Annotated in this window: 22 protein-coding genes; 6 read left to right on the top strand and 16 right to left on the bottom strand. The window is 60.8% G+C overall.

Annotated elements, in window-relative coordinates:
• Positions 1–3: 3 nt before the first annotated feature.
• The 9 genes from ugpE to GUC32_RS01005 form a co-directional block, all read right to left on the bottom strand.
• Positions 4–849, bottom strand: coding sequence for a sn-glycerol-3-phosphate ABC transporter permease UgpE (gene ugpE, locus GUC32_RS01045; protein WP_369435494.1), 846 nt, complete (start codon positions 847–849; stop codon positions 4–6).
• Complete coding sequence (ugpA, locus tag GUC32_RS01040) at positions 846–1,733, bottom strand: sn-glycerol-3-phosphate ABC transporter permease UgpA (protein WP_015376293.1); 888 nt, start codon at positions 1,731–1,733, stop codon at positions 846–848. The genes ugpE and ugpA overlap by 4 nt, the downstream gene beginning before the upstream one ends.
• A gap of 78 nt (positions 1,734–1,811) precedes the next feature.
• Entirely contained in the window at positions 1,812–3,131 is a 1,320-nt protein-coding gene (gene ugpB / locus GUC32_RS01035; protein WP_049209367.1) for a sn-glycerol-3-phosphate ABC transporter substrate-binding protein UgpB, read from the bottom strand.
• Between the two features lie 187 nt (positions 3,132–3,318).
• Positions 3,319–4,506, bottom strand: a complete 1,188-nt coding sequence (locus tag GUC32_RS01030; RefSeq protein ID WP_025304906.1) for a PLP-dependent aminotransferase family protein — start codon at positions 4,504–4,506, stop codon at positions 3,319–3,321.
• Between the two features lie 44 nt (positions 4,507–4,550).
• Entirely contained in the window at positions 4,551–5,252 is a 702-nt protein-coding gene (livF, locus tag GUC32_RS01025) for a high-affinity branched-chain amino acid ABC transporter ATP-binding protein LivF (protein ID WP_025304905.1), read from the bottom strand.
• A gap of 1 nt (position 5,253) precedes the next feature.
• The gene (gene livG / locus GUC32_RS01020) at positions 5,254–6,024 is read right to left on the bottom strand and encodes a high-affinity branched-chain amino acid ABC transporter ATP-binding protein LivG (protein WP_025304904.1); all 771 of its coding nucleotides are present in this window, start codon (positions 6,022–6,024) and stop codon (positions 5,254–5,256) included.
• Positions 6,021–7,304: a high-affinity branched-chain amino acid ABC transporter permease LivM gene (locus GUC32_RS01015; protein ID WP_060441197.1), complete on the bottom strand. Its 1,284-nt coding sequence runs from the start codon at positions 7,302–7,304 to the stop codon at positions 6,021–6,023. Before GUC32_RS01015 ends, livG begins: the two co-directional genes overlap by 4 nt.
• Positions 7,301–8,227 carry a high-affinity branched-chain amino acid ABC transporter permease LivH gene (gene livH, locus GUC32_RS01010; protein WP_015376290.1) on the bottom strand — a complete coding sequence of 309 codons (927 nt, stop codon included), beginning with the start codon at positions 8,225–8,227 and terminating at the stop codon, positions 7,301–7,303. The genes GUC32_RS01015 and livH overlap by 4 nt, the downstream gene beginning before the upstream one ends.
• A gap of 117 nt (positions 8,228–8,344) precedes the next feature.
• Complete coding sequence (locus GUC32_RS01005) at positions 8,345–9,460, bottom strand: branched-chain amino acid ABC transporter substrate-binding protein (protein ID WP_004934358.1); 1,116 nt, start codon at positions 9,458–9,460, stop codon at positions 8,345–8,347.
• 405 nt (positions 9,461–9,865) lie between these two features.
• Between GUC32_RS01005 and panM the strand changes: the two genes are divergently transcribed.
• From panM to GUC32_RS00990, 3 genes are read left to right on the top strand one after another with little or no spacing between them, the layout of a single operon-like run.
• Positions 9,866–10,258 carry an aspartate 1-decarboxylase autocleavage activator PanM gene (gene panM, locus GUC32_RS01000; protein ID WP_369435493.1) on the top strand — a complete coding sequence of 131 codons (393 nt, stop codon included), beginning with the start codon at positions 9,866–9,868 and terminating at the stop codon, positions 10,256–10,258.
• Positions 10,255–11,472 (top strand): DUF3142 domain-containing protein, encoded by a 1,218-nt coding sequence (locus GUC32_RS00995; protein ID WP_369435492.1) that lies wholly within the window; start codon positions 10,255–10,257, stop codon positions 11,470–11,472. Before panM ends, GUC32_RS00995 begins: the two co-directional genes overlap by 4 nt.
• Positions 11,459–13,528, top strand: coding sequence for a hypothetical protein (locus GUC32_RS00990; protein WP_369435491.1), 2,070 nt, complete (start codon positions 11,459–11,461; stop codon positions 13,526–13,528). Before GUC32_RS00995 ends, GUC32_RS00990 begins: the two co-directional genes overlap by 14 nt.
• A 64-nt stretch (positions 13,529–13,592) precedes the next feature.
• Here the strand turns inward: GUC32_RS00990 and rpoH are convergent, their stop codons facing one another.
• From rpoH to ftsY, 4 genes are all read right to left on the bottom strand, one after another.
• Positions 13,593–14,450 (bottom strand): RNA polymerase sigma factor RpoH, encoded by an 858-nt coding sequence (gene rpoH, locus GUC32_RS00985; protein ID WP_004934345.1) that lies wholly within the window; start codon positions 14,448–14,450, stop codon positions 13,593–13,595.
• 317 nt (positions 14,451–14,767) lie between these two features.
• Entirely contained in the window at positions 14,768–15,721 is a 954-nt protein-coding gene (ftsX, locus tag GUC32_RS00980; RefSeq protein ID WP_025304898.1) for a permease-like cell division protein FtsX, read from the bottom strand.
• On the bottom strand, positions 15,711–16,382 hold the full coding sequence (gene ftsE, locus GUC32_RS00975) for a cell division ATP-binding protein FtsE (protein WP_004934337.1): 672 nt from the start codon (positions 16,380–16,382) through the stop codon (positions 15,711–15,713). The genes ftsX and ftsE overlap by 11 nt, the downstream gene beginning before the upstream one ends.
• A 5-nt stretch (positions 16,383–16,387) precedes the next feature.
• Positions 16,388–18,022 (bottom strand): signal recognition particle-docking protein FtsY, encoded by a 1,635-nt coding sequence (ftsY, locus tag GUC32_RS00970; RefSeq protein WP_369435490.1) that lies wholly within the window; start codon positions 18,020–18,022, stop codon positions 16,388–16,390.
• Between the two features lie 242 nt (positions 18,023–18,264).
• Between ftsY and rsmD the strand changes: the two genes are divergently transcribed.
• Entirely contained in the window at positions 18,265–18,885 is a 621-nt protein-coding gene (gene rsmD / locus GUC32_RS00965; protein ID WP_042783457.1) for a 16S rRNA (guanine(966)-N(2))-methyltransferase, read from the top strand.
• The gene (locus tag GUC32_RS00960; RefSeq protein ID WP_004934327.1) at positions 18,875–19,147 is read left to right on the top strand and encodes a DUF1145 family protein; all 273 of its coding nucleotides are present in this window, start codon (positions 18,875–18,877) and stop codon (positions 19,145–19,147) included. Before rsmD ends, GUC32_RS00960 begins: the two co-directional genes overlap by 11 nt.
• 3 nt (positions 19,148–19,150) lie before the next feature.
• Here GUC32_RS00960 and GUC32_RS00955 read toward each other — a convergent pair whose 3' ends face one another.
• On the bottom strand, positions 19,151–19,507 hold the full coding sequence (locus GUC32_RS00955; protein ID WP_060434781.1) for a DUF2500 domain-containing protein: 357 nt from the start codon (positions 19,505–19,507) through the stop codon (positions 19,151–19,153).
• A gap of 159 nt (positions 19,508–19,666) precedes the next feature.
• Between GUC32_RS00955 and GUC32_RS00950 the strand changes: the two genes are divergently transcribed.
• Positions 19,667–20,293: a lysoplasmalogenase gene (locus tag GUC32_RS00950; RefSeq protein ID WP_025304894.1), complete on the top strand. Its 627-nt coding sequence runs from the start codon at positions 19,667–19,669 to the stop codon at positions 20,291–20,293.
• Between the two features lie 40 nt (positions 20,294–20,333).
• Here the strand turns inward: GUC32_RS00950 and GUC32_RS00945 are convergent, their stop codons facing one another.
• Both GUC32_RS00945 and GUC32_RS00940 read right to left on the bottom strand, forming a co-directional pair.
• Complete coding sequence (locus GUC32_RS00945; protein WP_025304893.1) at positions 20,334–20,711, bottom strand: AprI/Inh family metalloprotease inhibitor; 378 nt, start codon at positions 20,709–20,711, stop codon at positions 20,334–20,336.
• A gap of 54 nt (positions 20,712–20,765) precedes the next feature.
• Positions 20,766–22,229: a serralysin family metalloprotease gene (locus GUC32_RS00940; RefSeq protein WP_025304892.1), complete on the bottom strand. Its 1,464-nt coding sequence runs from the start codon at positions 22,227–22,229 to the stop codon at positions 20,766–20,768.
• Positions 22,230–22,606: the final 377 nt, after the last annotated feature.

Raw genomic sequence — 22,606 nt, 5'->3', positions numbered from 1 at the left:
TCGTTATTTCTCGCTATCAACCAGACCGCGCACAAACCAGCGCTGCATCAGAAGCACCACCGCCAGCGGTGGCAATAAAGTTAGAATCATCGCCGCCATCACCTGGTTCCACTGGGTCGGCGCGCCGGAGGTGGAGATCATGCTCTTGATGCCCGCCACCGCGGTGCCCATCGAAGCGTCGCTGGTGATCAGGATCGGCCACAGATATTGGTTCCAGCCGTAGATAAAGGTGATGACAAACAGCGCCGCCAGATTGGTTTTCGACAGCGGCAGCACGATGTCCCAGAAGAAACGCATCGGCCCGGCGCCGTCGATGCGCGCCGCCTCCAGCAGCTCATCCGGCAGCGTCATGAAGAACTGGCGCAGCAGGAAGGTAGCGGTGGCCGAGGCCATCAGCGGCAGCGTCAGGCCGGTATAGCTGTCCAGCAGGTTGAGGTTGGAGATCACCTCCACCGTCGGGAAAATGCGCACTTCCACCGGCAACATCAGGGTGATGAAAATCAGCCAGAAAAACAGGCTGCGCAGCGGGAAACGGAAATACACGATGGCGTAAGCCGACAGTACCGACACCGCGATTTTGCCGCAGGTGATCACCAACGCCATGATCACGCTGTTGAGCAGCAGCAGCGAGAACGGCACCTTGAGGTTGCCCACGCCGCCCTGCCAGATATTGCGAATGTTCTCCCACAGGTGGCCGCCGGGCACCAACGTCATCGGCACCTGAAACACCTGTTTGTCATCCAGCGTGGCGGCGACAAAGGCCACGTACAGCGGGAACAGCACCACCAGCACGCCGATAACCAGCATCACATGGCTGAAGATATCCAGCCCGCGTCGATTCTCAATCATTGATAGCGCACCTTACGTTCAACGAAGCGGAACTGGATCACCGTCAGGCCGATCACCAACAGCATCAGGATCACCGACTGTGCGGCGGAGCTGGAGAGATCCAGCCCGGCGAAGCCTTCGCGGTAGATCTTGTAGATCAACGTGGTGGTGGACTGCACCGGCCCGCCGCCGGTGGCAGCGTCGATCACCGGGAAGGTATCGAAGAAGGCGTACACCAGATTGACCACCAGCAGGAAGAAGCTCACCGGCGCGATCAGCGGCAGCACCAGATGGAAGAAGCGCCGCACCGGGCCGGCGCCATCGATGGCTGCCGCTTCCACCAGCGAACGCGGGATAGACTGCAGCGCCGCGAGGAAAAACAGGAAGTTATAGCTTATCTGCTGCCATACCGAGGCCAGCACCACCAGGAACATCGCCTGGCCGCTGTTTTGCGCATGGTTCCAGTTATAGCCCAGCCCGTTGAGGAAATGGGTGATCAACCCCAGGCCGGGGTTGAACAGAAAGATCCACAATACCGCCGCCACCGCCGGCGCCACCGCGTAGGGCAGGATCATCAGCGTGCGATAGAGGCGGCTGCCGCGCAGCACGTAGTCCACCAGCGCGGCGAAGAACAGCGAAACCGCCAGCCCGATGCCCGCCACCAGGAAGCTGAAGATCAGCGTGGTGTAGAACGAGTCGAGGTAGTAAGGATCCTGGAACAGCTGTTTAAAGTTATCCAGCCCGACAAACTGGCTGGAGAGGCCGAACGGATCGAGGCTCTGCACCGAATACCACAGCGCTTCGCCGGCGGGCCATAAAAAGAAGACGGCGGTAATCAGCAGCTGCGGCAGCACCAACGCATAGGGCAACCAGCTGCAGCCGAAACCGGGACGGGAAGATGACATAGCAGTTAAACCATTGATCGGGTAAGGAAGGATCGGCGTGAAGATGCGAGCCAGGTCTGTCGGGCTCGCGACGCAGGGTTACTTGGTCGATGCTTCGAAGCGGCGCAGCAGCACGTCACCGCGCTGTACGGCGGCGTCCAACGCCTGCTGTGGCGTTTTCTTGCCGGTCCACACGCCTTCCAGCTCCTCATCCACCACGCTGCGGATCTGTGGCATGTTGCCCAGGCGCAGGCCCTTGGTGAACGGCAACGGCGGCTTGTTCAGCATCTGGCGAGTGGCGACGTCGGCACCCGGGTTCTTGTCGTAGAAGCCCTGCTGCTTGGTCAGATCGTAAGCCGCGGTGGTGATCGGCAGATAGCCGGTCTTCTGGTGCCATTCGGCGGCAATTTCCGGCTGCGCCAGGTACTGCAGGAACTCGGCCACGCCCTTGTAGGTGGCGGCATCTTTGCCGTTCATCACCCACAGGCTGGCCCCGCCGATGATGGCGTTCTGCGGCGCATTTTTCGCGTCGGCGTCGTACGGCATCATGCCGACGCCGTAGTTGAATTTGGCGTAGTGCTTGATGTCCGCCAGCGAACCGGAAGAGGCGGTGGTGATGGCGCAGTCGCCGTTATAGAACTTCTCGGTGGATTCGTCTTTGCGGCCAAAGTAGGTAAAGTCGCCCTTCTTGTTCATCGCCTCCAGCAGCGCGATGTGCTTGACCTGCAGCGGTTGGTTGAACTCCAGCTTGGCGTTGGTGCCGCCGAAACCGTTGTTTTCACTGGCGAACGGCACGCCGTGCCAAGCGCTGAAGTTCTCCAGCTGGATCCAACCCTGCCAGCCGCTGGCGTAGCCGCACTTCATGCCGGCCTCACGCAGCTTGGCGGTATCCGCCGCCAGCTCCTGCCAGGTTTTCGGCGGCTGGTCCGGGTTTAGGCCGGCCTTTTTGAAGGCATCTTTGTTGTAGTACAGCACCGGCGTGGAGCTGTTGAACGGCTGCGACAGCAGATGTCCGCTCTTGTTGTCGGTGTAATAGCCGGCCACCGTCGGCACGAACACCGACTCGTCGAAGTTGATGCCGGCCTCTTTAAACACTTCATAGACCGGTTTGATGGCTTTGCTGGCCATCATGGTGGCGGTGCCCACCTCGTAAACCTGCAGGATCGCCGGCGCCTTGCCGGAGCGGTAAGCAGCGATGCCCGCCGCCAGGCTCTGTTCGTAGTTGCCTTTATAAACCGGCACAATCTTGACGTCGCTGTGCGACTGATTGAAGCGATCCGCCAGGGAATCCACTTCCTTACCCAGTTCACCTTCCATTGAATGCCAGAACGGGATTTCTGTCGCCGCCAGCGCCTGAGTGCTGACCGCCAGGGTCAACGCGACGCACAGCGTGGTTTTGCGAATAGCGTAGGTGAGCATGCCTAACTCCTGAAAAAGCTGGTGTAAAAGCGCGTGAGCGAAAAGAATCAGTTTTTTGTTCGGAAGCTAACATGCCATGCGCGGATGACAGAAAAATAACCGTTATATGACAGCCACATGACGGCAAGGTGAAGTGAAGATGGCGGTTTGATGTCGGCGGCGGGCATGGGCTCCGCCGCCGCGAGGATTACAGCGAACGGCGCAGGCGCGCCACCGCTTCTTGCATCTGCTGCTCGGTGGCGGTGGCGAACGACAGGCGGAAGGTTGAACGATCCGGGTTGTCGGAGAAGAAGTATTCCCCCGGCACGAACACCACACCCTGCTGCAAGGTCGTGTTCAGCCATTCGGTGGCGTTGAACGGCTGGCGGAAGCGCGCCCACAGGAACATGCCGCCCTTCGGCTTATCGAAGGTGATGTAGTCGCCCAGCTCCTGCTCCACCAAACCGGCCAGGATCTCGCCCTTTTGCTTGTAAGCGGCGCGGATCTTGTCGATCTGCGCCGGCAGGCGATCCAGGCCGAGATAGCATTCGACGATGCTCTGCGACAACGCGCTGGCGTGCAGATCCGCCGCCTGTTTGATGATCGCCACTTTGTGCAGCAGGAACGGCGGCAGGATCGCCCAGCCCAAGCGCAGGCCCGGCGCCAGGATCTTGGAGAAGGTCGAGGTATAGATGATGTGGTCAGTGTTGCCCAGCACCTGCTGTGACACCTGATGCAGCGTCGGGTGGCGCTCTTCGGTGAAACGCAATTCGCCGTACGGATCGTCTTCGATGATCAGGAAGTTATGTTCAGCAGCCAGCTTCACCAGCAGTTCACGGCGCGCGGCGCTGAGGGTGATGCCGCTGGGGTTGCCGAAGTTCGGCACCACGTACACGCCCTTGATGCGCTGGGTTTTCAGCAGCTCGGCCAGCTCTTCCACCACCATGCCGTCGCTGTCGGACGAGACCGACATGATGTTGGCCTCCGCCAGCTCCAGCGTTTGCAGCGCCGCCAGGTAGGTCGGGCGCTCCACCACGAACACGTCGCCGGGATTGACGATGGCGCGCATCACCAAATCCAGTGCCTGCTGTGAGCCGGCGGTGACCATTACCTCTTCCGCGCCAGCGGTGACGCCGCGCTCGGCGCACAGCGCGCAAATGCGCTCACGCAGCAGCGGGCTGCCCTCGGTCAGGCCATACTGGAATGCGCTTTTCGGCTGTTCGGTGATCGCCTGCTGGGTGGCGATGCTCAATCCTTCGAAATCGAACAGCGCATCAGAGGGGATGCCGCCCGCCAGCGAAATGACGTGTTCCATCTTGCTGTGCTTAAGCAATTCACGGATGGCCGAACTTTTTACGTTAACGATGCGCTGCGCGAGTAACCCTTCTGTCTTCATTTCTTCTTCTCGTACCTGATTATTTTAATTCGTAGGGGGGCGGATTAACCGCCCAGATACGCCGACCTCACTGCTTCGTTGGCTAACAATGCAGCCCCCGTATCTTCCAACACCACGCGGCCGTTTTCCAGCACATAACCGCGGTCCGCCAATTTCAGCGCCTGATTGGCGTTTTGCTCCACCAGGAAGATGGTCATGCCCTCTTCCCGCAGTTGCTGAATGATGTCGAAAATCTGCTGGATAATGATAGGCGCCAGCCCCAGCGAGGGCTCGTCGAGCAGCAGCAGCTTCGGCTGACTCATCAGCGCGCGGCCGATGGCCAACATCTGCTGTTCGCCGCCGGACATGGTGCCGGCACGCTGGCTTCGGCGCTCCAGCAGGCGTGGGAACAACGTGAACACCCGTTCAATGCGCTGTTGATACTGCTGGCGATCGGCGAAGAAGCCGCCCATCGCCAGGTTTTCTTCCACCGTCATGCGCGAGAAGACGCGCCGCCCTTCCGGCACGATCGCCACCGCTTCGCGCATGATGCGCGAGGTTTGCCACTGGGTGATGTCCTGGTCCTGAAAGACGATGCTGCCTTCGCTGGCTCGCGGTTCGCCGCACAAGGTGCCGAGCAGCGTGGTTTTACCGGCGCCGTTGGCGCCGATTAACGTCACAATTTCGCCCTGACTTATCGTGAGACTGACCTGATGCAGCGCCTGAATTTTGCCGTAATGGGCGGATACCTGATTGAATGACAACATATTATTCTTCGCCCAAATAAGCCCGGATCACGTCCGGGTTGTTGCGGATCTCCGCCGGTGTGCCCTGCGCCAGCGGCGTGCCCTGATTCACCACGTAAATGCGGTCGGAGATGCCCATCACCAGCTTCATGTCGTGCTCGATCAGCAGCACCGAGACCTTATGCCGATCGCGCAGCTCGACGATCAGGTGATCCAGCTCGTCGGTCTCTTTCGGGTTGAGGCCGGCGGCCGGTTCATCCAGCATCAGCAGCTCCGGCCGGGTCACCATGCAGCGGGCGATCTCCAGCCGCCGCTGCTGCCCGTAGGCCAGGTTGCCCGCCGAACGGTTGGCCATCTCCAGCAGGCCGACGCGCTCCAGCCACTCCGCCGCGCGCGCCAGCGCCTCGGCTTCGGCACGGCGGAAAGCCGGGGTTTTCAATAGGCCGGCGAACACGCCGCTTTTCAGGTGCTGATGCTGCGCCACCAGCAGGTTCTCGATCACCGTCATTTCACGGAACAGCCGCACGTGCTGGAAGGTGCGCACCACGCCCATACGGGCGATGGCCTGCCCCGCCAACCCTTCCAGGTGGCGATCGCGCAATTTGATGGTGCCGCCGGTCGGGCGGTAAAAACCGGTCAGGCAGTTGAACACCGTGGTCTTACCGGCGCCGTTGGGGCCGATCAGCGACACGATTTCGCCTTCGTTCAGCGTCAACGCCACGTTGTTGACCGCCAGCAGCCCGCCGAAACGCATCGACAGGCCCTCTACCTGCAGTAAAGGTTGAACGCTCATGCCTGCTCCCCCTTACCCGCGTGAATGTCCGCCGCCTGCAGCTTCAGCTGCGGCCGTTTCATCGGCAACAGCCCCTGCGGCCGCCAAATCATCATCAGCACCATCAGCGCACCCAGCAGCAACATGCTGTATTCATTCAGATCGCGCATCAGTTCGCGCGACACCACCAGCAGGATCGCCGCCAGAATGACCGCGAACTGCGAGCCCATGCCCCCCAGTACGACGATCGCCAACACGAAGGCCGACTCGACGAAGGTGAAGGATTCCGGGCTGACGAACCCCTGGCGCGCGGCGAACAGCGTGCCGGCAAACCCGGCGAACGCGGCGCTGATGGTAAAAGCGGTCAGCTTGATGCGCGTCGGGCTGAGGCCCAGCGAGCGGCAGGCGATCTCGTCTTCGCGCAGCGCTTCCCAGGCGCGCCCCAGCGGCATACGCAGCAGGCGGTTGATGACGAACAGCGTCAGTACCACCAGCAGCAGCGCCACCAGGTACAGGAACACGATGCGATCGCTCGGATCGTATTTCAGGCCGAAGAAGTTATGGAAGGTATCCCAGCCGCCGTCGCGCACGCTGCGGTTGAACTCCAGGCCAAAGAAGGTCGGTTTCGGGATCTGGCTGATGCCGTTCGGCCCGCCGGTGATCTCGGTATTGTTCAGCAGCAGGATGCGCACGATCTCACCGAAGCCGAGCGTCACGATTGCCAGATAGTCGCCGCGCAGCCGCAGCACCGGGAAACCGAGCAGGAAGCCGAAGGCGGCGGTGACGATGCCCGCCAGCGGCAGGCTCTCCCAGAAGCCGAGGCCGTAATAGTGATTCAGCAGCGCGTAAGTGTAAGCGCCGATGGCGTAGAAACCGCCGTAGCCGAGCACCAGCAGACCAGACAAGCCCACCACCACGTTGAGGCCGAGGCCCAGCATCACGTAGATCAGCGTCAGGGTGGCGATATCCACCGTGCCGCGCGAGACCAGGAACGGCCAGGCGACCGCCGCGACGATGAGCAGAGCCGCCAGCAGCTTTTGCCGCGGCGTGGTGCCGTCGAAGCTCGGCAGCACGAACGCCGGGCCGGAGACTTTTTTCAATCCCTGCTGCAGCAGCGGGCGCAACAGCTGGAAGAAAAAGACGATGACACAGCCGATGCCGATCCACATCCAGCGCACTTCCGCCGCGCCGTGCACCACCAGCTTGGTGCCGTCCAGGCTGAGCTGCATCCCCATCAGGAACGACGCCATCACGAACAGCACCGCCGTGGCGATCAGCGCATTGAGCAGATTGAGTTTCATACTTTCTCAACCTCCGGGCGCCCAAGGATGCCGGTCGGCATGATCAGCAGCACCACGATCAGCAACGCGAACGACACCACGTCTTTGTATTCGGTGCTCAGGTAGGCGGAGGTCAGCGCTTCCGCCACGCCCAGCACCAGGCCGCCAATCATCGCGCCGGGAATGCTGCCGATACCGCCCAGAACCGCGGCGGTGAAGGCTTTCATACCGGCCATAAAGCCGATGTAAGGGTTGATGACGCCGTAGAACTGGCCGAGCAACACTCCGGCCACCGCCGCCATCACCGCCCCGATGACGAAGGTCAGCGAGATCACCCGGTCGGTGTTGATGCCCAGCAGGCTGGCCATCTTCAGATCTTCCGCACAGGCGCGGCAGGCGCGGCCCATGCGTGAATAGCGGATAAACAGCGTCAGCGCCAGCATCGCCAGGAAGGTCACGAGCCAGATGGTCAGCTGCATGGTGCTGATGGTGGCGGCGAAGCCGTTGCTTTCTCCCAGCACCCACTGGCCGGTCACTAGGCTAGGCAACGCCAGATCGCGTGAGCCCTGCGTCAGGCTGACGTAGTTTTGCAGGAATATCGACATGCCGATGGCCGAGATCAGCGCAATCAGGCGCTTGGAGTTGCGCACCGGCTTGTAGGCCACCCGTTCGATGCTCCAGCCGTAGGCACTGGCGATAACGATCGAGACCAGGAACGCGGCGCCGATCAGCAGCCAACCGACGTCGATGCCGAGCATCATCAGGGCGGCGATAACGATAAAGGAGACATAGCTGCCGATCATGTACACCTCGCCGTGGGCGAAGTTGATCATGCCGATGATGCCGTAAACCATGGTGTAACCGATGGCGATCAATGCATAGGTGCTGCCCAACGTTAAGCCGTTGAACATCTGCTGCAGAAAATAGAGGAGTTGCTCTGACATACTCTGAACCCTTGGCTGCGAACCCCGCCGGCGCAGAACCGGCGGGTAAAGGGAGACGGGGCCGGCAAGCCGACCCGCCGGGCGCAGCGGGCTGCGCCCCACCCTAATCATTATGGCTTATTTGATCGGTGTGGACGTGCCGTTGGCATGCCATTCGAACACGCCGAACTCGAAGCCTTTCAGATCGCCCTTGTCATCCCAGGTCAGCGGCCCCATCACGGTGTCCACCGGCTTGCCGGTTTTCAGATCCTTGACGATGTCCGCCGGCTCCTGGCTGCCGCTGCGCTCCATGCCGGTGGTCAGCGACTGCAGCGCAGCATAGGTGGTCCAGACGAACGGGCCGGTCGGATCCAGCTTCTTGGCTTTCAGCGCATCGACGATCGGCTGGTTAGCAGGCACCTGATCGTAGCGTTTCGGCAGCGTCACCAGCATGCCTTCCGAGGCGGCGCCGGCGATGTTGGACAGCGAGGAGTTGCCCACGCCTTCCGGCCCCATGAAGCGAGTGGTCAACCCGGCCTGCTTGGCCTGACGCAGGATCTGGCCCATTTCCGGGTAGTAACCGCCGAAGTACACGAAGTCGATATTTTCTTTCTTCAGGCGCGCCACCAGGGTGGAGAAGTCTTTGTCGCCGGCGGTGATGCCTTCGAACATCGCCACTTCGGTGCCCTGTTTTTTCAGGCTGTCGCGCACCGAGCGCGCCAGGCCTTCGCCGTATTGCTGCTTGTCGTGCACCACGGCGATGCGCTTCGGCTTGATGTCGCTGAGGATGTATTTGGCGGCGGTCGGGCCCTGATCCGAATCCAGGCCGGTGGTGCGCAGGATCATCTTGTAGCCGCGGGTAGTCAGATCCGCGTTGGTGGCCGCCGGGGTAATCATGATCACGCCTTCGTCTTCATAGATATCGGACGCCGGCTGGGTGGATGAGGAGCACAGGTGGCCGATCACGTAGCGAATACCGTCGTTGATCACCTTGTTGGCGACCGCAACTGCCTGTTTCGGGTCGCAGGCGTCGTCGTATTCCACGCCGACCAGCTTGTCGCCCTTGATGCCGCCCTTGGCGTTGATGTCGGCAATCGCCTGGCGCGCGCCGGTAAACTCCATGTCGCCATACTGCGCGACCGGGCCGGACATTGCCCCGACGATCGCCACCTTGATGTCTTTCGCCATGGCCGCCTGGCTCATGGCCATCGCAATACAACCCGCCAGCAGTGCCTTACCTGTTGTTAATTTCATCCGCAAATCCCCATCTGTCGTTGTGAACGTACCTGTTGTGTTTGCCTGCGCCCGATCGTTATTGACCGCTTTTGTTATAAGTAATAATGATTTAGGCGTTTTGTCGGCATTATTTTCTAATAAGACTTTATTTTTCATACCATTAAACAGGAATTTTCTTCTGCAAATCAACTTCATCTGGCAGAAACAAGCGGTGTAAACAGGATAAAATTCGAATTAAATCTGCGCTCTTTACCTTTAGGCGCAGTGCGTTGTGCTGGTTAACAATCCGTTTACTAACTATTTACTCGGAAAATGCCCCGTGCAAAAAACATATTGCACAGTAATCGTACAGAAAAACTTACACAACGCTCTGCACAAGATCTATTACACTGTCGACATCATTTAGCTGCGCGGAAATTCTGCATGAAACTGACCATCGAGCGCCTGACCGCGCTGTCCCCGCAAGATCTCATCGACCTCGGTAAAATTTGGCCGCACCAGCAGCCGGAACAGTGGCAAGGCTGGCTGAGCGACGGCAAGGCGCTGTTCGCCGCCCGCTTCAACGAGCGTCTGCTGGGTGCGGTAAAAATTGCGCTGCAGGACGACCGCGCCGAGCTGCAGGACCTGCTGGTGCGCGAAGTTACGCGCCGCCGCGGCGTCGGTCTTTACCTGGTACAGGATGCGCAGCGTCAGCTGCCGCAGGTCGCCCATTGGCAGCTGTCGACCGCCGGTCTGGCGCCGCGCGAACGTGGGGAAGTCGATAACTTCATGCGCGCCTGCGGCTTCGCGCCGCAGGGCGATCTCTGGCTAAAATGAAACGCCGGCTGGCGGCGCTGGTCTTGATTGCGCTGGGGTTGGCGGCCTGGTTCGCCGGGCGCCAGCAGGCGCTGCGCCTGGCCTCAGGCTGGGATCAGCAGGTTTATGTCTGGCAGCGAGTTTGGACGCCGCAGCACGCCGATGCGCTGGCGCACAGCCGCGATCTGTTTACCGGGCTGCGGGTGCTGGCGCTGCAGGTGCATCCGCGTGAAGGCTGGCGGGAAATCCCGGCCGATCTCAGCCTGCTGAAGCAGGACGGCCACCCACTCTGGCTGGTAGCCCGCCTCGACGGCCAACTGCCGCAGCTGGATCAAGAGGCCATTATCCAGCGCCTGCTGGCGCTCACCCAGCGCTGGCAGGCGGCCGGGCTGCCCGTCACCGGCGTCGAGATCGATCATGATGCCGCCACCGCCCGCCTGCCGGACTACCAACGCTTTCTGCAGCGGCTGCGCCAACGGCTGCCCGCCGCTTTGCAACTCGGCATCACCGCCCTGCCGGCCTGGATCGGCTCATCCAACCTGCTCGGCGTACTGCAACAGGCCGACAGTTCCGTCCTGCAGGTGCACGCGGTGCTCTCGCCGCAGCAGGGGCTGTTTGACGGCCCGCTGGCGCTGCGCTGGGTGCGGCAGTACGCTGCCGTCACACCGAAGCCGTTTCGCGTCGCGCTGCCGGCCTACGGCATGGCGTTGTTGGGTTTTGATGCGCAAGGCGCGCAGGTGGAGAGCGAATCCTCGCTGCGCGTGGCGGGCAACGGCCGTGAGCTGACGGTCGCGCCGCAGCAGATCGCCGATTTTCTGCAGACGTTGGCGCAGCAAACGCCGCCCCGGCTACGCGGCATTCTCTGGTTCCGCTTGCCGCTGACGGACGATCGGCGCGCCTGGTCGCTCGCCACGCTGCGAGCGGTGATCGAGCGCCGGCCGCTGAACGTCGACTGGCAGGTAAAATTTAGGCCTCAGCCACAGCAAAACGGGCTGTATGACCTGATAATTCATAACAACGGGCCGGTAGATGCCCCGCTGCCGCAAGAGGTGGTCATCCGCGCCGACGACTGCCTGGCGGCGGACGCGGTCGGCAACTACCGGCTGGAATCCGCACCGCAACGGCAACGCTTTATTCGCATCAGCAGCGACCAACTGCGCGCCGGGCAATCCCGGCCGTTGGGTTGGCTGCGCTGCCAACAACTGACGCCAGGAGGCCCCCTTGTCACACCTTGATTCGCGCGCGGCACGGAACACCCGCCGCCTTCTTCCGCTGGCCATGCTGATCGGCGCCGCACTGCCGCTGAGCGGCTATGCCTGCGGCCCGGATTTTCCTAACCGGCTGCTGATCGACCGCAACGGTACCCTACTGTATATGCCGGAGGGCAATTTCGCCTTCGAAGCCGGCCGGCTGGTGCCGATGGATAAACAGTTGCCGCACTGGCAAGCCCCGCCGCCGCCGATGCCGCCGAAACCGATGCCGCAATCGCCGGAAACGATCGCGATCGGTAAAATGCGCGCAGCCAAAACGGTGGAAGAGGCTGACGCCGTCAATGCGCAGGGGTTGTCCAACGCCGCGCGTCTCTATCAACTGGGCGCCGTCGCTTTCGCCAGCCACGATCCGCGCGCCACAGACTATTTCCAGCAGGTGCTGAAGCTACCGGCCGCCGAGCAGAGCGACTGGGGACTGCGGGCGCAGTATTCGCTTGGCCGCGTCCTGATGGCTGACCACGGTACACCGGTGAATGAATCCGGTGAAGCAGTTCCCGCCGCCGAGCATCCGCCTAAAGCCGAACTTGAACAGGCGCTGACGGCATTCCAGCAGGTGATCGACCGGGTGAAAAGCGGCGCCGCCGATCCCGATCAGTTGGCATTGAGCAGCCTTGGGCAGCAGGCGCGCATCCACCTGTGGCTGGGTGACGTCGCCCCCGCCGCCCACCTCTATGCGCAACAGGCGGCGCAGGGCGATCCGAACGGCGGGCAGTCGCTGCAGTACGTCTCCAGCCTCCTGGTCAACCCCGACCATTTGGACACGCTGAAACAGATTATCGGCGATCCGTTGATCCAGCAGTTGGTGACCATTGAGCTGTTCGCGCGCAGCGGCAACCTGCAAATGGCGGATACCGACGGCAACGGCCGCTCCGCCCAGATCATCAGCCAGATCCTGACGCTGCTGGACGGCTCAGTGAAAAGCGGCTTCGCCGGCAGCGATCGGCTGGCGGCGTTGGCTTACCGTTCGGGGCAGTACCCGATGGCGGCGAGCCTGCTGAAAAACGCCGGCGACAGCGGCCTGGCGTGGTGGCTGCGCGCGAAAATGGCGCTGCGCGACGGCGACGTGAAAGCCGCCACTGCCGCCTACGCCAAGGCGGCAAGCGCGTTCCCCGCCGACGAAAGCTGGGGTGAACAACGCAACGCCGACTTCGTCGCAGAAGCCATCGTGCCCGAGTGCCGGGTGGCCGGCGAACAGGCCATCCTGGCGCTGAATCGCGGCGACTATCTGCAGGCGATGGACCTGCTGTATCGCGGCAAAGCGCTCTACTGGGCCGACGTGGCCGACGTGGCGGAGCGGGTGCTGACCGTCGATGAGTTGAAAGGCTTTGTCGATAAGCACGCCCCGGCGCCGACGACGCCGCTCAAGCCGGTTAATCCGGACGACTACGGCGGCCAGCAGATCACGCCGGAAGTGCAGCTGCGCGAACTGCTGGCGCGGCGGCTGATGCGCGCCGGACGAGCGCCGGAAGCGCTGGCCTATTTCGATATCCCCAACTACCGGCAAGCGGCGCAGCAGTTCGCCGACGAACTGAAGGCCGCCAAGGACAAATCCGCCGCGCCGCTGACGCGCGCGCAGGCTTACTATCGCGCCGCCAACCTGCTGCGCGCCCAGGGGCTGGAGTTTACCGGGTATGAGATGACGCCGGATTACGCCATCTATGGCGCCGGCTATTCCTATCTGGGGGATGCGTTCGATACTCGCGAGCTGAAGCATAAAAGCTGGATCGACAGCGCAGAAGCGGCGCGCGCCAAGGCGGCGCTACCGGAGGAAGACAACCGTTTCCTGCACTATCGCTGGCAGGCGGTGGGGCTGGCGCAACAGGCGGCCGATCTGCTGCCGCCGAAGAGCCAGGCCTATGCCGCCGTGTTGTGTAACGCTGCCAGCTGGGTTATCAAGCGTGATGCCAAAACCGGCCGTGCGCTTTATCAGCGCTATATCAACACCGGCACCCGTTATCCGTGGGCGGCTAAATTCGGCTACGACTGCCCGGCGCCGGACTTCACCGCCGTGGCGCCATAACGCCGAATTTCAGGCACTAAAAAGCCCGGCAAGCCGGGCTTTTTTTATCGAATCTCGCATCGACTCAGGCTTCGATCGCCATTTTGAGTTTCTTCATGGCGTTCTTTTCCAGCTGACGCACGCGTTCGGCGGAAACGCCGTACTGATCGGCCAGCTCCTGCAGCGTCGATTTGTTGTCATCATCCAGCCAACGGGCGCGGATGATATGCTGGCTGCGCTCGTCCAGACCTTCCAGCGCATAGGCCAGTTTGTCTGCGGCGTTGCTTTCCCAGTTATCTTCCTCGATGCCTTCGGCGAAGTCCGAGCTTTTGTCCTGCAGGTACAGCACCGGCGCCATCGACTGGCCATCGCGGGCCTCGTCGTCCGGAGTCGGATCGAACGTCATGTCCTGCGCCGCCATGCGAGATTCCATCTCGCGCACGTCTTTGCTGGTTACGCCCAGCTCGCGGGCCACCAGTTCCACTTCGTCCTGGTTGAACCAGCCCAAACGCTGTTTGGTTTTGCGCAGGTTAAAGAACAGCTTGCGCTGCGCTTTGGTGGTCGCCACTTTCACGATGCGCCAGTTGCGCAATACGTACTCGTGGATTTCCGCCTTAATCCAATGCACCGCAAAGGAAACCAGACGCACGCCGACTTCAGGGTTGAAGCGGCGAACGGCTTTCATCAGGCCGATATTGCCTTCCTGAATCAGATCCGCCTGCGGCAGACCATAGCCTGAATAGTTGCGGGCAATATGAGCGACAAAGCGCAGGTGAGACAGGATGAGCTGCTTAGCGGCATCCAGATCGCCCTGATAATGCAGCCGTTCAGCCAGCTCCCGCTCTTCCTCTGCCGTCAGCATCGGATAGGCGTTGGCTGCCCGGATATAGGCTTCCAAGCTACCTTGGGGTACTAAGGCTAAAGTTTGCATTTCTTTGGTCATTCAAACCCTCTCTATGAGAATACAAAATCATGCAGGTGATTATTACAGCGGGGAAATGATTGATTCTACGGCAGTTGCTGAAGCAAAAGCGGTTCCACACGCCGGGCACCTTAACATTTGCTGCAATTTTTGACCGTACTCTGCCCTAAAAGTTCACCCTTTTTTGCAAGCATTGTCGCTGACAATACGTGACGAGGATGAAGGCCGATAGGGAATTTGTGCGCTAAGAAGAGAGGGATGGTGCTGACTTCGCTTGAGGTCACTCTTCTCCCGCAACGCGATCAAAAGCAGCAGGAGAAGAGTATACCAAAAAAATCTTACTGTGGTGTAAATCGGCGTAAATGTTGCACCGTCGCCAGCCAGGCGGCGATCCAGCCGATCATCGCGGAGATGATCAGCAGCAGCAGCGCCTCATCCCAGCCCAGCCCGTGCAGGGTGAAGGTGGTGCCGAATACCTTGGCGACCCCGACGACCACCGACTCCAGCTGCCACACCAGCGCGCCGGAGAGCACCAGCGACAGCAGCGCGCCGGCAAAGCCCAGCATCGCCCCGCCGTTGAGGAACGGCCGCAGAATAAAGCCGTCGGTGGCGCCGATCAGCTTCATCACGTTGATGGTGTCGCGACGGCTGAAGATGCTCAGACGCACGCTGTTGCCGATCACCAGGAACACCGCCACGATCATCAGCACGCCGATGATCGCCGCGATCTGGCCCGCCAGCCCGGTCAGCGCCGCCAGGCGGGCAAACCAGCTGTCATCCATGCGCACTTCTTCCACGCCCTGCACCGCCGCTACGCGATCGCGCAGGGTGTTGAGGGTGTCCGAACTCTGGAAGCTCATCTTCGGCGTGACGATCGCCACCGCCGGCAACGGGTTCTCTTCCAGCATGTCCAGCGCGCCGCCAAAGCCCGACCAGTTACGGAACTCGCCGCGCGCTTCTTCACGCGACAGGTAGTTCACCTTCTCCACGCCGGCTTCCGCCTTGATGGCGTCGAGCACTTTCAGCGCCGCGTCGTCATCGAGCGATTTATCCAGGTAGACCGTCAGTTGCGGCGTCGGGTACCACTGGCTGGCCGCGGTGCTGACGTTTTTCCACACGATGTAGCACACGCTCGGCAGCGTCAGGGAGATGGCGATCACCATCACCGTCAGCAGCGTCGCCAACGGCTGGCGCAGCATGTCTTTGATGGCGTTCATCCAGGCGTAACGCCACTGTTCGCGCCAGCCGCCGCGCAGCGCCTTGCTCTTGGCGGTTTTTGCGTTATTGGCCATGGTGAGCGCCCCCCTGCATGCGGCCCTGGCTCAGCGTCAGGATGCGGTAATTGCGACGGGCGATAAGCCCGGTGTCGTGCGTCGCCATCAGTACGGTCACGCCGACGCGGTTGAATTCTTCAAACAGGCGCAGAATGCCTTCCGACAGCGCATCATCCAGGTTACCGGTCGGTTCATCCGCCAGCAGCACCGCCGGCTTGTTCACCACCGCGCGGGCGATGCCCACGCGCTGCTGCTCACCGCCGGACAGCTGAATCGGGAAGTTTTTCGCTTTATCCAGCAAACCGACTTTGTCCAACGCGGCGGAAACGCGGCGGCGGATATCTTCGGTGCTGGCGCCGGCGATGATCAGCGGCATCGCCACGTTGTCATACACCGTGCGATCCAGCAGCAGGTGGTGATCCTGGAAGATCATGCCGATCTGCCGACGCAGGAACGGCACCTCGCGGTTTTTCAAACGGCTGATGTCGTGCCCGCCAAACCAGATGTGGCCGGCGCTGGGCCGTTCGATACCGCAAATCAGTTTCAGCAGGGTACTTTTCCCCGCGCCGGAATGGCCGGTCAGAAACGCCATTTCCGCCGGGCGCAGATGGAAATCAACCCCCTGCAGCGCTTGCCGTCCGCCCAGATAAGCTTTACTGACCTGTTCAAAGCGAATCATCCGTATTAATCCTCTCGGGCAAAAAGTGCCTCAATAAAATCGTCAGCCTTAAACGGCCGCAAATCTTCGATGCCTTCCCCGACGCCGATATAGCGGATCGGGATACCGAACTGATCGGCGATGGCGAAGATCACCCCGCCCTTGGCGGTACCGTCCAGTTTAGTCAGCGTGATGCCGGTTAAGCCCACGGCCTCATTAAATAATTTCGCCTGACTGACCGCATTCTGGCCGGTGCTGGCATCGAGCGTCAGCATAACCTCATGGGGGGCCTGGTCGTCCAGTTTTTTCATGACGCGGACGATCTTCTTCAGCTCTTCCATCAGGTGCGATTTATTCTGCAGACGGCCGGCGGTATCGGCGATCAACACATCGATGCCGCGCGCCTTGGCGGCCTGCACCGCATCGAAGATCACCGAAGCGGAATCCGCGCCGGTATGCTGCGCCACCACCGGAATGCGGTTGCGTTCGCCCCACACCTGCAGCTGCTCCACCGCGGCGGCGCGGAAGGTATCCCCCGCCGCCAGCATCACCGACTTGCCTTCCGCCTGGAACTGACGCGCCAGCTTGCCGATGGTGGTGGTTTTACCCACGCCGTTCACGCCGACCATCAGGATGACATACGGGGTTTTACCGCTGACATCCAGCGGCTGATCGACCTTGGCCAGAATTTCGGACATTTCCTCCTTCAGCTTGCCGTACAGCGCTTCAGCGTCTTTCAGCTGCTTGCGGCTGGCGTGCTGAGTCAGGGAGGTGATGATCTTGCGCGTGGTCTCCACGCCGACGTCGGCGATCAGTAGCTGTTCTTCCAGCTCGTCGAACAGGTCGTCGTCGATCTTTTTACCGCGGAACAGCCCCATAAAGCCGGAACCGAGGTTTTGCTTGGTCTTCAGCAGGCTGCGTTTCAGGCGAGCGAAGAAGCCTTCTTTGGTCGGGCGTTCCTGCTCTTGCGCAGCGGCCGGCACCACAGGTTCAAGCGGCGCTTCTTCCGGCTCCGGTTCAGGTTCGACGATTGGCTCGGGTTCAACGACCGGCTCAGGTTCGACGATTGGCTCGGGTTCAACCACCGGCTCGGGCTCAACCACTGGCTCGGGTTCAACGACCGGCTCAGGTTCGACCACCGGCTCGGGTTCGACGACCGGCTCAGGTTCGACGACCGGCTCAGGTTCGACGACCGGCTCAGGCTCGACGACCGGCTCAGGCTCGACGACCGGCTCAGGTTCGACGACCGGCTCAGGTTCGACGACCGGCTCAGGCTCGACGACCGGCTCAGGTTCGACGACCGGCTCAGGTTCAACCACCGATTGCTGCTGCGCCACCACTTGCTCGGTGACGCTGACGATCTCTTCAGCCAACGCTTGCGGCGCCGCCGGATGTTCAGCCGCCGCCGGCAGGTTTTCCGCGATTTGCTCGCCGGCCTGACCGTTATCCCACTCCCCCGGGGTGTCGACGGAGGCGGCAGGTTCAGATTCCTGGGCGGGGAGCTTGTCATCCAGCTTGACGGCGGCCGGTTCAGCCGGCGTCTCCGCGGCCTGAGGTTCCGCCTGCTCTACCGGCTGCTCAGGTTGCTGTTGCTCTTCTTCCTTTTCCTTCTGGCCAAAGCCCAGCCAGGAGAAAAACCCACGTTTCTTATCTTTTGCCATGTTATGACTCTACTCCGTACCGAAGGCTCGCTTACCCTACATACCTGAAGGATATATGCTGACAATAATCCGCCGAGTCTATCACTTTCCCTCGCGCAGCAACACGCATCCGGCATGCTTTCCGGTGTGAAATCAGACAACAACGTTTTACCGTTCCCCCCGACGCCCGTCACCGGTAGAATAGGGACAACTTTTCGTTAACCTCTGCGGCCCCGCGCCGCAAAAGAAATCAAACAACGCTTATGACAAGACTCTCGCCACGGGCCGCGGCCAAAAAGCCGCCCCAGGCCGCAGCCGGACAGATCCGCATCATCGGCGGCCAATGGCGCGGCCGCAAACTCCCGGTGCCGAACAGCCCGGGGCTGCGCCCCACCACCGATCGGGTACGCGAAACCCTGTTCAACTGGCTGGCGCCGGTGATTCAGGGCGCGCGCTGCCTGGACTGCTTCGCCGGCAGCGGCGCATTAGGGCTGGAAGCGCTGTCGCGCTATGCCGGCAGCGCCACGCTGCTGGAATTCGAGCGGCCGGTGGCGCAGCAACTGGAAAAAAATCTGGCGCTGCTGCAGGGCAAAGGGGTAGTTATCAACACCAACGCGCTGAGCTGGCTGGCGGGCGACGGTCAACCGTTCGACGTGGTGTTCCTCGATCCGCCGTTTCGCAAAGGCCTGCTGGCGGAGACCGTCTTGTTGCTGGAGCAGCGGGGCTGGCTGGCCGACGAGGCCTGGATCTATGTAGAAGCCGAGGCGGAAAGCGCCGCGGCGGACGTGCCTGCCAGCTGGCAGTTGCACCGGGAGAAGGTCGCCGGCCAGGTGGCTTATCGCCTTTATCTTCGTTCGCAAGAGAAAACCGACCATGCTGATTAATCTGGGCCGCCTGCTGATGCTGTGCGTGTGGGGCTTCCTGCTCTCTAACCTGTTCCATCCGTTTCCCAAGCCGCTGAAGTATTTCATCGACGTGGCGCTGTTCTTTATGGTGGTGATGCACGGCCTGCAGCTGGTGCTGTTGAAATCCACCCAGCCGAAGGATCAGCCGATCAGCTACTGGCAAGAGGCCAAGATCTTTATCTTTGGCGTGTTTGAGCTGCTGGCCTGGCAAAAGAAACAGCCGCCCATCAAGAAAAAGTGACCGCTACGGCTGAACGGTGAACGAGACGAACCGCGTGCCCTGCATGTTTAACGTGCCGTGCGCGCCTTTTTCTATCGGGTTGTACTGCCATTGCTTCAGCCGCAGCGTAATGTCTTCACCGCCCTGGTTCGGGCTGAACACCACCTCGTAATACATCGGCTCGTTGACCAACGGCTCGCGCTGCGGCGCACGGGTCTTGGCGACCGGGAAGCTCCGCTTGTCGCTCACCGTCACCTGCAGACTACGCATCGGCGCACGATCGTTTTCCGTCTCCTGCTGGCGCTGTTTGAAGTAGCGTTGCGTGGCCAGCACGGCGATCAACGCAATGACGGCGACAAAAAATAACGGTGGCTTACTCATCGGTTTCCCATTTCCTTCACGGCCAAATCGGCGTAAACATAGCATTCTCAAGAAAGCATTGTCGATCGTCGGCAGGCTACCTACACTGAAATAAGAAGTGACATGGGTGACAGTTTGGAGCCGGTGGTTGCGGCTCCCTCCTACATAAGGATGACATCAATGAGTTGGCCGTTCCTTGCCGTATTCTTTTCCGGTTGGCTGTTCGTCGACGCCTCTTACCGCGGGCCGCGCTGGCAGCGTTGGGTGTTCAAACCCGTCACGCTGTTGCTGCTGTTGCTGCTTGCCTGGCAGGCGCCGGTGCTCAGCGCGGCGGGTTATCTGATCGTACTCGGCCTGCTGGCGACGCTGATCGGCGATGCGCTGCTCCTGCTGCCGCGCGAGCGGGTGCTGTACGCCATCGGCGCCTTTTTCCTGTCCCACTTGCTGTACACCCTGAGTTTCGCCAGCCAGATGACGTTCAGTCTGTTCTGGCCGCTGCCGCTGGCGCTGCTGGCGATCGGTGCATTGCTGCTGGCCACCCTTTGGACCCGGCTGGAAGAGATGCGCTGGCCAATCGTCACCTACGTGGCGATGACGCTGCTGATGGTCTGGCTGGCAGGCGAACAATATTTCCTGCGCAGCACCGATTTCGGCTTCTCGCTGCTGGCCGGCACCTCGCTGCTGCTGCTGGCCAACGTGGTTTGGCTGCTCAACCGCTACCGCTTCACCTTCCGCGCGGCGGACGCCATCGTGGCTTTCTGTTACTTTTCCGGCCACTTCCTGATCGTGCGTTCGCTCTACCTGTAGAGACCTGCCGCGGGTTCGGCGCGCCGAACCCGTTTCTTCATCAAGCCAGCGCTTTCAACGTCAGGGCATCACCCGCACCCAGCTGATTGCGGTACAGATCGCCGTCGCGCGAGAAGAACGCCAGCGTGCTGCCATCCGCCTGCAGCAGGGCGATGCCGTCCGGCGCCGGGCGCCAGCCCACCACCTCGGCCGCAAATACGCTTTGCAGACAACGCTGCCGATCCACCAGCTGGTAGCCGTTGGTCTCGCTTTGCTCATTGGCCAGAAACTCGATTTGGCATTGCCTTTCGCTGTCGGCTACCTGCCATTGCCCCGCCAGCGACTGCGCGGTCGGCAGCGCCAGACTGCCGGCCATCACCGCACTCGTCACCATCATGCCTCCCGCCGCCAGCGCGGCGCGCGTTAAAGTACCTTTCATACCGGCTCCCACATCACGCCCGGCCGAGACTGCGCCGGGCGCTCCGTTGCTGAGTTACACGATAAAGTCAGTGGCGACGTCTACCTGACCGACGATTTTCACCAGGAAGTCCGGCGCCTGATGACCCCCGATGTTCACCGACAAATCGGTCACGTTGTTGGACGCGTTGTAGCTCAGCAGCGCTTCACCGGCCGCGCCGCTGAAGTGATCGACGAAGTGAATGAAGTCGCTGCTCTGCGCCTCTTTGTTGAAGAACGACAGATCAATCTTGTCGATCCCTTTCTGGAAGTCGCGGATCCAGTCTGAAGCGCCCGGTGCGGAATCGCTGGCGGCAGAGAACACGAAGATGTCTTTACCGGCACCGCCCCACAGCTCATCCGCCCCGCCGCCGCCGAACAGTACGTCGTTACCCGCGCCGCCTTTCAGCACGTTATTGGCCGCGTTGCCGACGATCACGTCGTTGCCGGAACCGCCAATGGCGTTCTCAATGGTCACACCGGCGGCGATCGACACGTTGCCCTTCAGGCCGCCCACGTCGGAGAACGACTTCTCGTTCAGGTTGATGCGTTGGTTAGCGGTGTAACCGGAGAAGTCGAAGGTATCGTTGCCGCCCGCATCCCAGGCCGCAAAGATCACTTTTTGCGAGTTGCTGGTGGTGCTGAGGAAGTCACGACCGGTGTTGGAGTTAAAGCCGTACACGGTGTCGCCGGTGCGGGTCGACAGGTTGGCGCCATACAGGTGCTGAATGGCGGCAATGTCATCCAGCAGCGGAGCCGCGGCGTAATGACCGCCGTTGTCGCCACCGGTATTGGTTTCACTCCAGTAGCTCATCAGGCTGAACTGACGAGTATCTTCCGCGTAAGTGACGTCGCGGTAGGTCGGGTTGCCTTCACCGGCGTTGTAATCGCCCGGATGGCTCAGACCCAGTGCATGGCCAATTTCATGGGTGAACGTCTGGCGGCCGTAGTCTTCGGTCGCCGGATGCTTGACGTTGGACTGATTGACGTTGTACCAGGTCTGGCCCCCCAGATCCTGGCCCTGCCAAATGGTGTTCGGCAGGAAGGCGTAGGCCTGGGTGCCGTAATCATAGTGGCCGGGGCGATCCTGGCTGTAGTTGCCGAAGGTGATATTGGCCTTTTGTCCGGCCGCCACTTCGGTGAAGGTGATATTGGCGACGTCGGCCCAGGACTGCAGCGACAGCTTAGCCTGCTGCTGCTGTTCCGCGCTGAACTTGCTCAGCCCGGTGTCGCCGGCGACGTTAGTGGAAGAGAACTTATAATCCGGGAAGGAGAAGGTTAATTTGATCGGCTGGCCAAATACCTTGTAACCGTTCCAGGTTTGGTTCTCGCGGGTAATAAACAGCCCAGCTTGCTCGTTAGAAAATGAATCCTTGCCATTAATCTGAATCCCGTTACCCCGCTCATGATAATGCAGCAGGTCGTCTACAGCATCGTAACCGGTTGTGGCGGCCGCGAGGCTGGATTCAGTAATTTCAATTGCCTTTTTAGTAGATTGCATTGGTTCGATTCCACTCATTACCTGATTGATATCAATCAGACAGATAGACATAACCTCCCCGTAAGCCACGGTTAATGAACCTCAAGCTTGCTGGAAGGGGCTTATGCGCCGTTACCGGCAGTGTGTTAGGTAGAATTAATGCATATATATCAGCAAATAAGATCACCATTAAAAATGGTAATCGATTCCAATTATAGGCAGGACCGTAAAACTGCACATAAAATAATCAACCATTTATTATCGCAACGAAAGTTTGTTATGCTGCTTTTTAGGCTTCTTTACAAAGCAAACGAAACTTGATGAGGATAAGTTGGCACCAAACTTCAATAGCAACGCGGCCTGCAGAGTCAAGCGAATCATGCTGGCTTTACTCAGGG

The sequence above is a fragment of the Serratia sp. NGAS9 genome (assembly GCF_009905295.1).
Taxonomy (GTDB): Bacteria; Pseudomonadota; Gammaproteobacteria; order Enterobacterales; family Enterobacteriaceae; genus Serratia; species Serratia bockelmannii.
This window is presented reverse-complemented; position numbering and strand designations above follow the sequence as displayed.